This is a genomic window from Halanaerobium saccharolyticum (assembly GCF_004362045.1).
GTDB lineage: Bacteria > Bacillota > Halanaerobiia > Halanaerobiales > Halanaerobiaceae > Halanaerobium > Halanaerobium saccharolyticum_C.
On sequence record NZ_SNWX01000002.1, the window covers coordinates 166,076 to 180,621 of the forward strand.

14 protein-coding genes are annotated in these 14,546 nt (G+C 38.5%); 12 read left to right on the forward strand and 2 right to left on the reverse strand.

Features of this window, described 5'->3' with window-relative positions:
- The first annotated feature begins 10 nt into the window (after positions 1 to 10).
- Entirely contained in the window at positions 11 to 1,591 is a 1,581-nt protein-coding gene (locus DFR79_RS02190; RefSeq protein ID WP_133513867.1) for an ABC transporter substrate-binding protein, read from the forward strand.
- Positions 1,592 to 1,739: 148 nt separating this feature from the next.
- Here DFR79_RS02190 and DFR79_RS02195 read toward each other — a convergent pair whose 3' ends face one another.
- Both DFR79_RS02195 and DFR79_RS02200 read right to left on the reverse strand, forming a co-directional pair.
- On the reverse strand, positions 1,740 to 2,276 hold the full coding sequence (locus DFR79_RS02195; RefSeq protein WP_133513868.1) for a permease: 537 nt from the start codon (positions 2,274 to 2,276) through the stop codon (positions 1,740 to 1,742).
- Complete coding sequence (locus DFR79_RS02200) at positions 2,276 to 2,758, reverse strand: hypothetical protein (RefSeq protein ID WP_133513869.1); 483 nt, start codon at positions 2,756 to 2,758, stop codon at positions 2,276 to 2,278. The genes DFR79_RS02195 and DFR79_RS02200 overlap by 1 nt, the downstream gene beginning before the upstream one ends.
- 208 nt (positions 2,759 to 2,966) lie before the next feature.
- Between DFR79_RS02200 and DFR79_RS02205 the strand changes: the two genes are divergently transcribed.
- The 11 genes from DFR79_RS02205 to kdsA all read left to right on the forward strand — a co-directional run bounded on the left by DFR79_RS02205 (position 2,967) and on the right by kdsA (position 14,543).
- Positions 2,967 to 3,800: a hypothetical protein gene (locus tag DFR79_RS02205; RefSeq protein WP_133513870.1), complete on the forward strand. Its 834-nt coding sequence runs from the start codon at positions 2,967 to 2,969 to the stop codon at positions 3,798 to 3,800.
- 193 nt (positions 3,801 to 3,993) lie between these two features.
- Entirely contained in the window at positions 3,994 to 5,430 is a 1,437-nt protein-coding gene (locus tag DFR79_RS02210; protein ID WP_133513871.1) for a glucose-6-phosphate isomerase, read from the forward strand.
- A 175-nt stretch (positions 5,431 to 5,605) separates the two neighbouring features.
- A complete protein-coding gene (locus DFR79_RS02215; RefSeq protein WP_133513872.1) occupies positions 5,606 to 6,964 on the forward strand; it encodes a protein kinase domain-containing protein in 1,359 nt (452 codons plus the stop codon).
- Positions 6,964 to 7,725, forward strand: coding sequence for an NAD(+) synthase (gene nadE / locus DFR79_RS02220; RefSeq protein WP_133513873.1), 762 nt, complete (start codon positions 6,964 to 6,966; stop codon positions 7,723 to 7,725). Before DFR79_RS02215 ends, nadE begins: the two co-directional genes overlap by 1 nt.
- A 16-nt stretch (positions 7,726 to 7,741) precedes the next feature.
- Positions 7,742 to 8,665, forward strand: a complete 924-nt coding sequence (locus DFR79_RS02225) for an ABC transporter substrate-binding protein (RefSeq protein WP_133513874.1) — start codon at positions 7,742 to 7,744, stop codon at positions 8,663 to 8,665.
- Positions 8,666 to 8,762: 97 nt separating this feature from the next.
- Positions 8,763 to 9,230: a HutP family protein gene (locus DFR79_RS02230; protein WP_111571150.1), complete on the forward strand. Its 468-nt coding sequence runs from the start codon at positions 8,763 to 8,765 to the stop codon at positions 9,228 to 9,230.
- A complete protein-coding gene (locus DFR79_RS02235) occupies positions 9,211 to 10,989 on the forward strand; it encodes an ABC transporter ATP-binding protein (protein WP_133513875.1) in 1,779 nt (592 codons plus the stop codon). The genes DFR79_RS02230 and DFR79_RS02235 overlap by 20 nt, the downstream gene beginning before the upstream one ends.
- Before the next feature lie 56 nt (positions 10,990 to 11,045).
- Positions 11,046 to 11,696 carry a lysophospholipid acyltransferase family protein gene (locus DFR79_RS02240; RefSeq protein WP_133513876.1) on the forward strand — a complete coding sequence of 217 codons (651 nt, stop codon included), beginning with the start codon at positions 11,046 to 11,048 and terminating at the stop codon, positions 11,694 to 11,696.
- 16 nt (positions 11,697 to 11,712) lie between these two features.
- Positions 11,713 to 12,837, forward strand: a complete 1,125-nt coding sequence (gene lpxK, locus DFR79_RS02245; protein WP_133513877.1) for a tetraacyldisaccharide 4'-kinase — start codon at positions 11,713 to 11,715, stop codon at positions 12,835 to 12,837.
- 20 nt (positions 12,838 to 12,857) lie between these two features.
- A complete protein-coding gene (kdsB, locus tag DFR79_RS02250; RefSeq protein WP_133513878.1) occupies positions 12,858 to 13,607 on the forward strand; it encodes a 3-deoxy-manno-octulosonate cytidylyltransferase in 750 nt (249 codons plus the stop codon).
- A gap of 90 nt (positions 13,608 to 13,697) precedes the next feature.
- Positions 13,698 to 14,543, forward strand: a complete 846-nt coding sequence (kdsA, locus tag DFR79_RS02255) for a 3-deoxy-8-phosphooctulonate synthase (RefSeq protein ID WP_133513879.1) — start codon at positions 13,698 to 13,700, stop codon at positions 14,541 to 14,543.
- Positions 14,544 to 14,546 lie beyond the last annotated feature (3 nt).

Sequence of the window (14,546 nt, forward strand, 5' to 3'; positions counted from 1 at the left end):
AGGTGGAAAAATGAGAAAAGAAATAAAAATTACTTCAGTTGTTTTGTTGGTATTAATGTTTTCACTATTATTAAGTGGCAGTGTGCTGGCTCAGGAAGAAGAACGTTATGGTGGGACTCTCAATGCTGCTCTGCAGATGTCGGTAGCTCACCTTGACAGTGACAATTCTACTGATTCAATGATTACAGCTATGATGAATCATGTCTATGAGGGACTTTTTGAATTTGATAAAAATTTAAAGGTGCATCCCTACCTGGCTAAAAGCTATCAGGTAAGTGAGGGTGGCCTGGTTTATGAAGTTAAGTTAAGAGAAAATGTAATGATGCATAATGGACAGACTATGAATGCAGATGATGTCATTGCTTCCTTTAGAAGATGGCTGGAGATTAATAATGGGGGTAAGCTGGTTGCTCCCCACTTTGATCAGGTAGAAAAAATTGATCAATATAATATTAGATTTACATTTAAAGATCCATATGCTCCATTTTTGAATATTCTGGCCTCACCTGTATCCAATCAAAAATTTGTGGTGAGAGCAGAAGAGGTGGTAAAAGAATTTGGGACTGATATTATTGAGCGTCATGTTGGTACTGGACCTTACAAATATGAAGAATGGGTACCAGATCAAAAACTTGTCTTAACCCGCTTTGAAGATTATACACCCAGTTCACGGGAAAGCTCATTTTTTGCGGGTGAGCGAATTCCATATTTAGATAAAATAGTGTTCAACTTTATTCCTGATGCTCAGGTTAGAGTTTCTGGAGTTCGAACAGGACAGTTCCAATTTGCAGAAGAGGTTCCACGAGAACAGTATCAGATCTTTAAGAGAAATGAGAATATAAAAAATGAAATTATTTATCCGGACCGGATGTCAATGTTGATTTTTAATAGTTCAGAAGCACCTTTTGACAATAAATATGCTCGCCGTGCGATTGCCTATGCACTTGATTTTGAGGAATTGGGATATGCAATGATTGGTGATACTCAGTTCTGGCGTCTGGAATCTGCTCTGCACGAAGAAGGAAATCCCTGGCATGTTCCTGATGCAGGCGAAGGTATTTACGGAGTTTACGATCCAGAAAAGGCAAAACAACTGCTTGAGCAGGCAGGTTACAATGGTCAGCCGCTTGTTATTTTAAGTGGTCAGGATAATCAGATGGAAAGACAGGGAGCAATTGCAATTCAGGATCAGTTAGAGAAGATTGGTATTGAGGTTGAGCTGCAGCTGTTTGATCGTCCGACTGTGGTAGAAAAAAGATCGAAGCCTGATGGATGGCATATGCACCTTTCTCCATTCATTAAAGTAGTTCCCGATCCTCAGATTCATCAGGGCTGGACAGGTACTAATAAATGGATTACCAACTGGGACAGTAAAGATTCCCGGCAGATGGATCAGATCTTTGCAGAAATGCTGAGAGAGGTTGATTATGAGCAGAGATACAAAATTGTAGAAAGAATGCAGGCTGAACTCTGGGATTCTGTTCCCTATTTCAACATTTTAGATTACAGCCGTCTTCATATCAGGAGAACAGAACTTAAAAACTTCAAATCAGGCTGGCAGCCATTTTTCTGGAACACCTATCTGGAGTAAAATTTTTGTACCGGGTACTTGTAAATTATTGGGAATAATTAAAATTGCATAAATAATAAAAGCAGCAGTCTTGAGGCTAGTTAAATTCCCCGGACTGCTGCTTTAATATTTTATTTAAAAAAATGGACTCGCAAACGGCAGCTGCACGCTATTCCGCTTTCGGTATTTTATAATCTATTCTGGTGAAGAAATTTCCGAGCAAAATAGAGCTGATAATGACAAGTGGAAGCGAAACCCCGATTCTGATTGCAGTAAACTTAACTCCAAGTATTGAAGCTTCCATAATGCTCATCGGGATCATGACCAGTGAGGCAGCGGTAACATAGGTAAAAATGGAAGAATAATTAGCTCCTTTATGATAGAGTGTATTTGCTACCGGGAAGGCAACAAAGGTTCCCCCCACAGTAGTGGCTGCCAGTAAAATAGCATAAATATATTTTTTGAAGCCAGAAGTATGGCCAAAGTTTTTTTCAATACTTTTTCTGCTGACCCAGACATCAAATAAACCGATCAGTATAAAAGCGGGTGGTAAAATCGAAATCATATCCCGGGCAAAAATCATAAAGTTAGAACCGATTCTAGATCCGAGATCAAAATTCAAAAAATAAGATCCGATTATAAAGGCTACAAAAACTGTAAATATAATATAATTCCACTTATTTGTCTTCTTTTTGTTTTTAGCCATTAGACTAACACCTCTCCGTATAAGACTCCTGTAACAACAGCGATTAAGGCCGAAATGATAAAGCCAGCAATATTACGCCAGATAGTTGCTTTAATTCCGAAATATTCTTTTTCAACTGGATAAGTTGCAACTCCAACAAGCATTAAAGTTGTAATAAAGGCAGCAACAACCATGTAATTAACTCCCCTGGAAACTAAAATTCCGGCCAGTGGATAGGCAATAAAACCGGGCATCATAGTTATGGACCCGATGATAAGCCCCATGATAAGGCCGACAAAGGGAGCCTGTCCTCCAAGATAGTTAATGATAAACTGATCCGAAATTAATAAAATAAATGATAAAATAATCAACAACTTAAGATAAGTTCCCAAAATTTTAGAAAATTTCTTCCAGCCAATCTTTAAGCCTTTAATAGTTTTTTCGCGATCTGCGAAAAATGAAATCAAGACTGCAATACCTGCAATGTAGTAAAGTGTGTACATTATTTCCCTCCTTGATTATACCCTTGTGGGGTATCTTTATATTTATCATATGTTTAAAACAGCAGAAAAAAAGTAAAACAGCTAACAATTTTGTAAATTATATTTAAAAAATACGATATTATTATCGGGATGACCCCTTAAGAGCTTGTTTAAACACCAGAAGTGTATTATAATTGGAGTTAGAATAGCAAATAGGGGGTAACAAAAAATGAAGAAAAAATTAAGTATCTTATTGATCATAACAGTAATGTTTTTTGCCTTTATGCCGGTCTTGACTTTGGCTCAGGATGAAGAAACAGCAGTAGAAGAAGAACAGGAAACAGTGGTTGAAGAGGGAACTGAGCAAATTTCTGAAGAATTAGAAGGAATTTTAGCAGCAGATTATCAAACTGTAGAAGAATTTCTGAGCGCTTTAGAAGAAAATGACCTGCTTTCGACTGTTGAAAAAATAACTTTAGAGAGAAATTTAAGCTCATATGAGGAAAATTTAAGTATGGAGAGCATAACTTCAGTTGTTGATAAAGTATTATCTGAAGAAATTGGTTTAGGGCAGAGCTTTGTGATTTTAAATAACCTGGAAGAAAGTGTAGCAAATGGTTATGATGAAGAAAAGACTTTAGCATTGATAAATAGTTATCAGAATCAGGAAAACTCAGGCCAGTTGGCTTTCCAGACCGCTCTGGAGCTGCGCAAGTTGAGCCGTGAAGATCTATCTGGGGAAAAAACAGATGCTTTTGCTGAGGAGCTTGCTGCTATTATTGAAGAAAACGGAGAAATCGAAACTTCTGAATTAAAACAGCTGGCAGCCGAATATAGAAAAGAAGCCAGAGAAGAAGAAAGAGAGCAGAGAAAAATTGCAAACGCTGGAAAGGGGAATTCGGCTTCCGAAAATGCTTTAGAAAATGGAAAACCCGATAATGCAGCAGATCAAGCTCAAAACAACGGAAATAATGGTAAGGGCAATTCCAATAACTCAAAAACAAAAGATAAGGGTAATGGCAGCTCTTCAGGAAAATCTTCAAATTCTAATGCAAATAATTAGATAAATTCAATCCCCACTTTAATCGGTGGGGAATTTTATTTTTAGAAAGATTTTATAAAAAATGATTGGAAAAAATTGGGTCGGTAAACGGTAGGTGCAGACAAAAAATCTTGCAAAATTGTGCTGAAAAATATATACTTGTGATAGTATTATTAATCTAAGCTGCAATATAAGAATATAAGGAGGAATTACGATGTCTGCAGAGAAAAAAGTTAAGTCAGAAGATGAATTGAGACTAAAACTGGACATTAATAATGTTTTTGCGGAAATGATTGGCCAGGAACATGGAATGACAGTAGAAGAATTAGAGGAAGCAAAGGATAAAGCAATGAAGGCACATCAGAATATTCTTGAGGCAGAAGCTGAAGGAAAGATGGGTTTTATGGAACTTCCATACAAGCAGAAGGAAGTTGTGGAAGAACTGAAGCAGACTGCTGAAGAGTTAAAGGACAAATTTGATAATTTTGTGGTTCTGGGAATTGGAGGTTCTGCACTGGGTAATATTGCAGTTCAGACTGCAATCAATCACCCCCACTATAATTTATTTGAAGAAGAACGGAATGGATATCCACGTCTTTTTGTCAGTGATAATGTTGATCCAGAAGGAGTTAAAGCTCTGCTGGATAAACTAGATCCCGAAAAGACTCTTTTTAATGTAATTTCTAAATCGGGAAGTACACCTGAGACAATGAGTCAGTTTCTGGTGGCCCGTAAATTTGTGGCCGATGCTGTAGGAGAAGAAAATGTCGGTGAGCATTTTATTGCTACCACAAGTAAAGATTCTGGATATTTAATTGAAATTGCTAAGCGTGAAGGAATGAAGAAATTCTTTATTCCGGATAATGTAGGAGGAAGATTCTCTGTTTTAACACCGGTAGGTCTTCTTTCAGCTGCAATGACAGGAGTAGATATTGATCAACTGCTTGAAGGAGCAGCTTATATGGATCAGATCTGCCGCAAAAGTGATTTCTGGGAAAATCCAGCTTTAGTTAATGGATTAATTCAGTATCTGGCCTACGAAAAAGGTAAGGTTATGTCTGTCATGATGCCTTATTCTGACCGCCTGCGTGATGTAGCGGACTGGTACAGACAGTTATGGGCAGAATCTTTAGGTAAGGAAGTTGATCTGCAGGGTAATACGGTAAATGTAGGTCCAACTCCAATTAAAGCTTTAGGTGCCACTGATCAGCATTCACAGGCCCAGCTTTATATGGAAGGACCATTTGATAAAATTATTACCTTCCTTGAAGTAGAAAATTTTGCGGAAGAGCTTGAGATTCCTGCAGCTTATGAGGATTTAAATGGCCTTGGCTATTTAGGAGGACACAGCTTCGCAGAGTTAATTAATACCGAAAAGTGGGCGACAGAACTTGCTCTAAATAAGAGAGAGAGAATGAACCAGACTGTTAAGGTACCGGAAGTTAATGAATTTACTTTAGGACAGTTATTCTACTTCTTTGAATTCCAGACAGCTGTGACCGGTGAATTACTAAATATTAATACCTTTAATCAGCCTGGAGTTGAACTCGGTAAAAATTATACCTATGGAATTTTTGGCCGTGATGGTTATCAGGAGAAAAAGGAAGAATTTGAGAATGCTGTCGATCATAAAGATGATTTGATTCTCTAATTGAAATAGATAATTAGTTGTAAAGAAATTATTTTGAATGGATGGCAGTTTGTTTTCATCTATTTTTAATAATTATTTGTTATAATTATAATAAGTAGAGAAGTTTATCCACCCGGAGTAATTTTGGGTGGATAACTTTGCTTATTCTAATTTAATTAAGGCCGGAGGAATTACTATGAGTAGTCAAAAATCGGAAGAGAAAAAACTGCATAAAGAAAAGTTGTTCAAAGATATTGTACCCCGTTCGCGGGTCCAGCTTGATATTGTAAAAAGAGTAAGAAAAGCAATAGAAAATTTACCAGCAGAACTCCCTGCCAAGATAATTTCTTATCAGGATGTTATTAGAGAAAATGGGGAATATTATCTGCTCTATCGGGGTAGTGAAAATTTACAGCCGCTGGCAGAGTATTTAAATAAAAATTCAGCTAATTCTCAAAAAATCATCAAAGAATTTAAAGAAACATTGGAGCTGCTGAAAGATGTTGAACTGATAAGCAAACTCTTTCCAGTCGGTATCAATGCAGCCAACTTCTGGATCGATGATCAGCAAAATGTTTATTTGATGCCCGAAGAAATGCTGCGCAGCAAGAGAAATTATAAGGAGTTTGAGCTGGAAATTCCGGCAGCAGAATATTTTATGCCGCCTGAGGTAATTGCAGGAGAGGAATGGCAGCTTAAATCATATATTTTTAACACTGCAGCGGTTTTTTATTATTTCCTGAGTGGAGAAACGATTTTTAGTGATCAGGATAATGCAAAAGTTTTAAACAAAATCCAGAACGAAAAAATTCTGAACATTAAAGCTTTAGTTCCGGAGTTAAGTGACAGTTTAAATGGGCTGATCATGAAAATGCTGGCTAAAGAGCAGTCAGAACGTCCGGATTTGAATTTTGCTGTGGGAGAGCTTAAAGAAAACACAGGCGAAAATGATTTTAAGTTGGATTCTTTTTTAGAACGGGAGAGTATTATTGACAGCAAAATAATTAAAAAGAAAAGGCGAAATGAAAATGTTAAGCTGTTTTTTCGACAGAGTTGGAAGGTTATCCTCTTTTTTGCTATTATAGGTGGAGGATTTATCTGGGGTCTGAGTTCGGGTTCACCGACTACTATTACACCTGACCACACAGCGAGGGAAGTTGTCAACTATTTTTATGAAGGAATTGCAACCAAAAATATTAATCTGGCAAATGAAGCTGTAACCTTTGACCTGGGTGAGATGGAAAGGATGATTTCTGAAACTCATGTTATAGAAAAAATGCAGCAGGCCTATGGTGGTGGTCTAGAGCAGGGGGAAGAAATTAACAAGGTCTACAGTCTGGAAAAGCTTAAAATTGAGGAAATTTCTGTCTCAGATGATAAATATAGATTTAGAGCTACCTATGAGTTTAACTATAGATCTCGGGAAAGTCAATACAGTAATCAGATTGTGGATCAACTTGTAGTGGAAAAGGTTGAGGGAGTCTGGAGAATTACAGCAATTGAAGGTGATTTTAAGAAAATGATTAACGGAGAATATCCCTGGAGGGAAGAATAATGGATAAAAATATTATTGCAGAAAATGATTATACTAAAATTAAAGATAATTTAGTTAGCTGGCTGCAGAACAGGGTTCAAGAGGCCGGCTTAAAGGGTGCAGTTGTTGGCTTGAGTGGAGGAATTGACTCTTCTGTTACCGCTCGACTTTTGCAGCTGGCATTTGGCGAGGAGGTACTGGCAGTAATTATGCCCTGTCACTCCAGTGCTCAGGATAGAGAAGATGCACTAAAGGTAGCTAATATATTTGGACTGCAGGTAGTAGAAAATGACTTAAGTGAAATTTATGACCATTTTTTAGCTAATTTAAAAGAAAGCGGAATTGAAGGTGGAAAACTGGCTGCAGCAAATATTAAACCCCGTCTGCGGATGACAGCTCTGTATTATTATGCTCAGGCCAAAAATTACCTGGTTGTTGGAACAGACAACCGAAGTGAATTGAAGATTGGCTATTTTACCAAACACGGTGATGGTGGAATAGATCTTGCACCACTGGGTTCTCTGGTCAAACATGAGGTTAAGGAACTGGCAAAGGTACTTGAAATCCCAGCTGAGATTATTGAGAAAAAACCTTCTGCCGGTCTCTGGGACGGACAGACAGACGAATCAGAGATGGGCTTTAGTTATCAGGAATTGGATCAATATATCCTGACAGGTGAGGCTGAACCTGAGGTTAAAGAAAAAATTGAAACTCTGGCCTCCAGAAACAGCCATAAAGTTGCACCAATTCCAATTCCAGCCAGAGACGAGATAGTCAAGTAGAGGTGGGTAGATATTAATGAAAAGTAAGAAGTTAATATTTTTTTTGCTTGTATTATTTGTTTTTGTGGTTTCAACTCCCTTACTGGCTCAGAATTTTCCGATTAAGTATACTGATGACCTGGGCAGAGAGATTACAATTGAAAAAGAGGTCGAAAGGATTATTTCTCTGGCCCCGGGAATAACCGAAGCAATTTATGCTCTGGGGCTGGAGGATAAACTGCTGGCAGTAAGTTCGGCCTGTGATTATCCAGAAGAGGCACTGGCTAAAGAAGATGTGGGGAGAATCGATGAACCCAATTTAGAAAAGATAGTTGCTCTGGAGCCAGACCTTGTGCTTGCGGCCTCGATAACTAAAGTTGAGAGCCTGGACAGGTTAACCGAATTAGGAATTAAAAATATTGGTTTTAATCCTGCCTCAATTAATGATACAATAGATATGATTGAAGATATTGCATATTTAAGTTCTGCCAGCAGACAGGGAAATGAATTAACTTCACAAATGCAGGCAGAATATAAGCGGCTTAAAAAGTTAGTTGAGCAGAAACTGGAAAATAAGGAGCGAAAAAAAGTTTTTTACGAAATTTGGTCAGATCCTTTATATACAGCAGGTCAAGGGACTTTTATTGATAATTTGATTCAGGCTGCTGGTGGCTACAATATTGCGCGAGAAGCAGAGGGAAGCTGGCCAACTTACAGTCTGGAGAGTCTGATTGCTGCTGATCCGGAAGTATATATCAGCAGTGCACATAGTACTCCAGATGGTTTAACTCTGGCTGAGCTCCGCCAGCGAGAAATTTTTAGAGAAATTTCTGCTTTTAAAAATGACCGTTTATATTTAGTAAATCAGGATTTAGTCAACAGGCCTTCACCCAGAATTATTGAAGGTTATCAGGAATTTATCAAAGCTATTTTTCCAGAACTAAAAGAGGAGATCAATTAGTTTTGTTGAATAGCAGATAGTGGCAGGTAAAGTTTAGGCGTTTTCAAGCCTTTTTTAAAAGGACATAAGTAAGAAAATAAGACTAAGAGGTGATTTGATGAATTTATCAGATTTTACAATTGATGATTTTACAGAAATTGATGGTGGACAGTCAATCGGGAAGGTGGCTGTACTGCTTTCTATGGTTAATGACGAATATGACGGCAAGATTATTGATGCCTATAAAAATGAAGGCTATAAGGCAGTAATTACCAGAGCGGGAGGTAAAGGTTCTAAATTGAAAGATAAAGTTTTACGCAACTGTCTGGGAGCTGCAATCAAAGGTGATGTAATTACCGAATCCGTTCAGGATCAGCGTATTTTAACCCGCTGTGTGGAGAGAGCAATGATTGACTTTGATAAACCTCTTTCCGGAATCTCAGGTGCAGGAATTAAAATTGGGATCGTCAGTAAGGAGCCTCATTTAGCAGTAGCTCTTTATGGAAAACTTGGTATCCCTGGTTTAGATGTTGATCACGAAATCTCAGGAATGGGGATTCACTACTATGGACTCAGCAAAAGATAGTAACCAAATTGAGTTATTAAAAAGAGTATTTAAATATGTTTTACCATATAAAGGCAGGCTGGCAGGGGGAGTAATCTCCATGCTGGTTCATGCCTTTTTAACAGTTTTTTTCGTCAGGGTTTTTCAGGGACTTCTGGAAACAATTATCTCAGATATTAATATGGGCAGAGAAGGGATGGTTCAGCTGTCTCTGGTTGCAGGAATGATGATTGTAGTTTATTTTCTCAAAGGGGTTTCCTATTATGGGAAAACCTATCTCGTTTCTTATGTTTCCCAGAAGTCAATTAGAGATATCAGAGATGACCTTTATTCTCATCTCCACAATCTGTCGCTGAGTTTTTACAGTAAAAATAAAACTGGTGATATTTTATCAAGAGTGACCAATGATGTGCAGCAGTTGGAAAGTTCGATAATTAATACTACTGTAGGAACCATAGATAAAGTATTCACTCTGATTGGAGGAATAATTTATCTAATTTATTTAAACTATCGACTTACAATCTTTTTGATTATAATTTTACCATTCATCACCTATGTAATAACAAAATTTAATTATAAGTTAAAGAAGGTCAGCCGCAGGGTACAAATTAAGATTGCAGATGTTTCAGATGTACTGCAGGAGACACTTTCGGCGGTCAGGGTTGTTAAGTCATTTGGCCGAGAAGAATACGAGTTTGACCGTTTTAGCAATGAAAACCAGGCTAATTTTAGAGCCAAAATGAAAAAAACTCAATATGGAGCGATTTTAACTCCACTGGTCGAGTTTCTGGCCGCTATTTCCTTTACAGCTATTCTCTGGTATGGTGGTTATGAGGTAATGCAGGGCCGGATGACAGCCTCTGAGCTGATTGCCTTTTTCACTCTACTTTTAACTATCAGTGAGCCACTGAGGTCACTTACCAAATTAAGCAAAAGACTGCAGAACTTATTTGCTTCTGCTGAGCGAGTCTTTGAGATTATGGACACCGAAAGTGAGCTGCGGGAAGATGATGAGAACAAAATTGAATTAGAAGAGGTAGAGGGTGAGGTTGTTTATGATAATGTTACTTTTGCCTATAATAGAGATGAAGTAGTCCTGAAAGATATTAACTTAACTGCTAAACCGGGTGAGGTTGTGGCACTTGTTGGTCACAGTGGTGCCGGAAAAACAACAATGGTTGACTTGATCCCCCGCTTTTTTGACCCGATCGAGGGACGGATGCGGCTGGATGGTCATGATCTCAAAGATTTAAAAATAGACAGCCTGCGTGATTTTATTGGTATAGTACCCCAGGAGACAATTTTATTCAGCGGTACTTTAAGAAATAATATAGCTTATGGTGACTTAGATGCTGATGACGAAGCTATCCAGAAGGCAGCTCAGGCAGCCAATGCGCATGAGTTTATTATGAATTTTCCTGACGGCTATGATACAATGGTTGGAGAAAGAGGAGTTGGTCTCTCCGGTGGTCAGAAACAGCGGATTTCTATTGCCAGAGCGATTCTTAAAAATCCAAGGATTTTGATTTTAGATGAGGCTACTTCTTCGCTTGACTCGGAGTCTGAAGCTCTGGTTCAGGAAGCCTTAGAACATTTAATGGAAAATAGGACAACCTTTATTATTGCCCATCGACTTTCTACTATCAAAAATGCAGATAAGATTGTGGTCGTAGAACAGGGTGAGATTATGGAAATGGGAAGTCATCAGGAACTGCTTGCAAAACAGGGGAAATATGCTTCCCTGTATCAGGGTCAGTTTATTGAAGACCCCAATGCTTAATAAATAATGCTCAAACAAATAATAAGTAGTGCTCAAATAAAGAAGGAGGGAGACGATTGTCAGCAGGAAAAAAAGTTTTAAAAGATAAGATGATTCCTCCTTTTGCCTATAACCTGATTAAATTAACAAATCAGAGTTATCGGCTGGAAGTTGCAGGTTGGGAGCCGGTAAAGAAGGCCCTGGAAGCAGGGGATTCTCTGGTTTTTTCCAGCTGGCACGGTAAAAGCTGGGTTCCCGCCTATTTTTTAAGAGACCTGGGAATTTATGCGCTGACCAGTTTAAGCCGGGATGGTAGTTATATGACCGAGATTCTGCATAAACTGGGCTGGAAAACAGTTCGCGGCTCCAGCAGCAGAGGCGCAAGTCGTTCACTGCTGGCTCTCTATCGCAAGTTAAAAACAGGGGCCAGTACTGCCTTAACTCCGGATGGCCCAACCGGACCAATCTATCAGGTTAAACCGGGCATTATTTTTCTTCAGGAGAAGGCCGATTCTCTGCTGGTTCCAATGGGGGTAGATGCCCGCTGGAAAAAGAATTTTAACAGCTGGGATCAGTATCTGCTGCCGCTTCCTTTTAGTAAAACTGCTCTGGTTTTCGGTGAGCCCTTTTCTTTTGAGGCTGACCTGGAAATGGAAGCAAAACAGAAAATATTAAAAGAGAAAATGGAAGCAGTTAATTTAAGAGCAGCCGAAATAGTCAAAAAGTAATGGTGGTATTAATTATATGGATAAACTGCAGAGGTATTTAGAAAAAATAATAAGTGGTTCAAAAAAAGGAAAAGTGGCAGCTGTAATTCGCTTTATTTTATTTCTGCTTTCCCTTGTATATTCCCAGCTGGCCAAAATTAGGTCAGTCCTCTATCAAAATAATATTTTAAAGAAAAAAGAAGCCGGGGTACCGGTAATTAGTATTGGTAATATTACTACCGGGGGAACTGGGAAAACCCCTTTTACAGCTTTTTTGGCTGAAGAATTAAAATCAGAATATAAGATAGCTATTATCAGCCGCGGTTATGGGGCTTCGCGAGATGTAGAAGAACCATTTTTAATTAAGAATGATGATCAACTCTATGCCAATGCCGCAGAGGCCGGAGATGAACTTTTTATGCTGGCCCGCAGCAGTGATCAGCTAATTTTTATCCGATCTGCTAACAGATATCAGGGGACAAAACTTGCTGAAGAATGTGGAGCAGAGCTAATTTTGCTGGATGATGGATTTCAGCATTACCAATTAAAGCGGAATGTAGATATAGTCTTAATTGATGCCGAAGAACCCTTTTCTAATAATCGAGTGCTGCCAGCAGGTTTGTTAAGAGAACCTTTTACTGCTTTAAAAAGAGCCGATCTTTTTCTTTTAAACAGGAGTGAAAATGTTGATTTAAGCCGAATTAAGGAGCTGAAAAAATCTCTAAATACTCTCAACCCTTTCAATAAAGGTATTTTCAGGGCAGAAACCAGATTAGATAACTGTGTTTCTGTTGCTTCACAGGAAAAAGAATCTCTTGACTTTTTAAAGGAGAAAAAGGTTTTTGCTTTTTCCGGAATTGGAAGTCCGGAAGCTTTCAAAAAAAGTATAGAAACTGCCGGAGCAAAACTGGTAAGTTATAGAATCTTTAAAGATCATTATAATTATCAAAAAGAGGATTTATTGACTCTGCTTGATCAGTATTCTGCTTCCCAGGCTGATTTGATTTTGACTACAGAAAAGGATGCGGTTAAATTATTTGATTTTGCAGAGATGATTGGAGAACTGCCCTTTTATTATCTCAAGATTTCTCTGGCGATTGAGAAGAGGGAAGAATTGCTGGAGATTGTTAAAGACAGAATTAAAAATGAAAGAGCGAAATAAAGATTTGAGGTGGATTTTGAATGTCTAAACTTAAAACTGCTGCTGTAATTCCTGCCCGCTATGCTTCCAGCCGTTTTCCGGGTAAAGCTCTGGCAGAAATTATGGGTCAGCCAATGATTGTGCGGGTGCTGAAAGCAGCAGAAAAATGTAAGTTAATTGATGAGGTTTATGTAGCTACAGATGATGTGAGAATCAAAAGTCGGGTGGAAGAAGCTGGAGGCAGCGCAATTATGACTTCAGCCCAGCATCAGAGTGGAACTGATAGAATTGCTGAGGCTGCTGCTGAAATTGAAGCTGATTTAATTGTGAATATTCAGGGGGATGAACCTCTAATTAAAGCAGAGAGTATTGCCCGGGCTTTAAAACCTTTTGCCAAAGAAGCTGAGCTTAAAATGAGTACTTTAAAAAGAAAAATTACAGCTGAGGAAGCAAAAAATCCAGATCTGGTTAAGGTTATCACTGATCAAAATGACTATGCTTTATATTTTTCTCGCTCGCCAGTTCCCTATTATCGAAGTGCTGAACCAGAGGCTCAGAATTATTATCAGCATATTGGACTTTATGTTTACCGTAAAGACTTTCTGCTGCAGTATGCCGGGATGGAGCAGACTCCTTTAGAAAAGGCGGAGTCTTTAGAACAGCTGCGGGCCCTGGAGAATGGTTTTCAGATAAAGGTTCTGGAAACAGAGTCGAAGTTAATCGGGGTTGACCGCAGAGAAGATATTGAGCTGGTTGAAGCAGAGATTAAGGCCAGAAGATTTGATAGTTAATTTTGATTCAGTCAGATATTTGTTCTTTTTACTATTGATTAGCAAAAAACCTGGTTTAAGAGAAATTTAAATTTGAGATGGAGGTAAATAATGCAAAAAAAGGTCAAATTAAATGATGATATTATATTTGGTGATCAGGAAAGACCATTTGTACTTTTAGCAGGTCCCTGTGCAATTGAAGAAGAAGATAGAGTGCTGAGAATTGCAGAAGGAATCAAAAAGATTACAGAAAAGCTGGGAATTCCCTATGTTTTTAAGGCTTCTTTTGATAAGGCCAACCGTTCTTCTATAGAATCCTACCGGGGACCGGGACTGGAAGCGGGTTTAAGAATTTTAGAGAAGGTTAAAAAAGAATTTGACTTAGCTGTGATTTCGGATATTCATTTACCAGAGCAGGCAGCAGCAGCGGCTGAAGTTTTAGATATCATGCAGATTCCTGCCTTTTTGTCCAGACAGACAGATATGCTGACCGCAGCAGGTAAAACAGGCAGTATAATCAATGTTAAAAAGGGCCAGTTTCTGGCACCCTGGGATATTGATCAGGTTATAAATAAAATTGAGAGCACAAATAATGAGCGGATTCTGCTGACCGAAAGAGGAGTTTCTTTTGGTTATAATAATTTAGTGGTAGATATGCGTTCACTGCCCCGGATGCGCAAAACTGGTTATCCGGTTGTTTTTGATGCCACTCACGCTGTCCAGCTTCCCGGAGGCGCTGGAGATAAATCAGGTGGAGAAAAAGAATATGTCCCTTATTTAATGAGGGCTGCACTGGCGGCCGGGATTGATTCTTTATTTATGGAAGTTCACGATAATCCCGCTGTTGCTAAAAGTGATGGTGCCAATATGATTCCCTTAGAACAGCTGGAAGGAATTTTAAAGCAGGGTCTGGCAATTGATTCAGCGATGAAAAACTGTGAGGAAATAAATTATTAAATA

Excerpts from the sequence above, each read along its gene's own strand:
- DFR79_RS02200 (WP_133513869.1), bottom strand. The coding sequence starts at position 2,758 with ATGTACACACTTTACTACATTGCAGGTATTGCAGTCTTGATTTCATTT.
- DFR79_RS02225 (WP_133513874.1), top strand. The coding sequence starts at position 7,742 with ATGAAAAGTAAGAAGTTAATATTTTTTTTGCTTGTATTATTTGTTTTT.
- DFR79_RS02195 (WP_133513868.1), bottom strand. The coding sequence starts at position 2,276 with ATGGCTAAAAACAAAAAGAAGACAAATAAGTGGAATTATATTATATTT.
- DFR79_RS02235 (WP_133513875.1), top strand. The coding sequence starts at position 9,211 with ATGGACTCAGCAAAAGATAGTAACCAAATTGAGTTATTAAAAAGAGTA.
- DFR79_RS02205 (WP_133513870.1), top strand. The coding sequence starts at position 2,967 with ATGAAGAAAAAATTAAGTATCTTATTGATCATAACAGTAATGTTTTTT.
- kdsA (WP_133513879.1), top strand. The coding sequence starts at position 13,698 with ATGCAAAAAAAGGTCAAATTAAATGATGATATTATATTTGGTGATCAG.
- DFR79_RS02190 (WP_133513867.1), top strand. The coding sequence starts at position 11 with ATGAGAAAAGAAATAAAAATTACTTCAGTTGTTTTGTTGGTATTAATG.
- lpxK (WP_133513877.1), top strand. The coding sequence starts at position 11,713 with ATGGATAAACTGCAGAGGTATTTAGAAAAAATAATAAGTGGTTCAAAA.
- DFR79_RS02210 (WP_133513871.1), top strand. The coding sequence starts at position 3,994 with ATGTCTGCAGAGAAAAAAGTTAAGTCAGAAGATGAATTGAGACTAAAA.
- nadE (WP_133513873.1), top strand. The coding sequence starts at position 6,964 with ATGGATAAAAATATTATTGCAGAAAATGATTATACTAAAATTAAAGAT.
- DFR79_RS02230 (WP_111571150.1), top strand. The coding sequence starts at position 8,763 with ATGAATTTATCAGATTTTACAATTGATGATTTTACAGAAATTGATGGT.
- DFR79_RS02215 (WP_133513872.1), top strand. The coding sequence starts at position 5,606 with ATGAGTAGTCAAAAATCGGAAGAGAAAAAACTGCATAAAGAAAAGTTG.
- kdsB (WP_133513878.1), top strand. The coding sequence starts at position 12,858 with ATGTCTAAACTTAAAACTGCTGCTGTAATTCCTGCCCGCTATGCTTCC.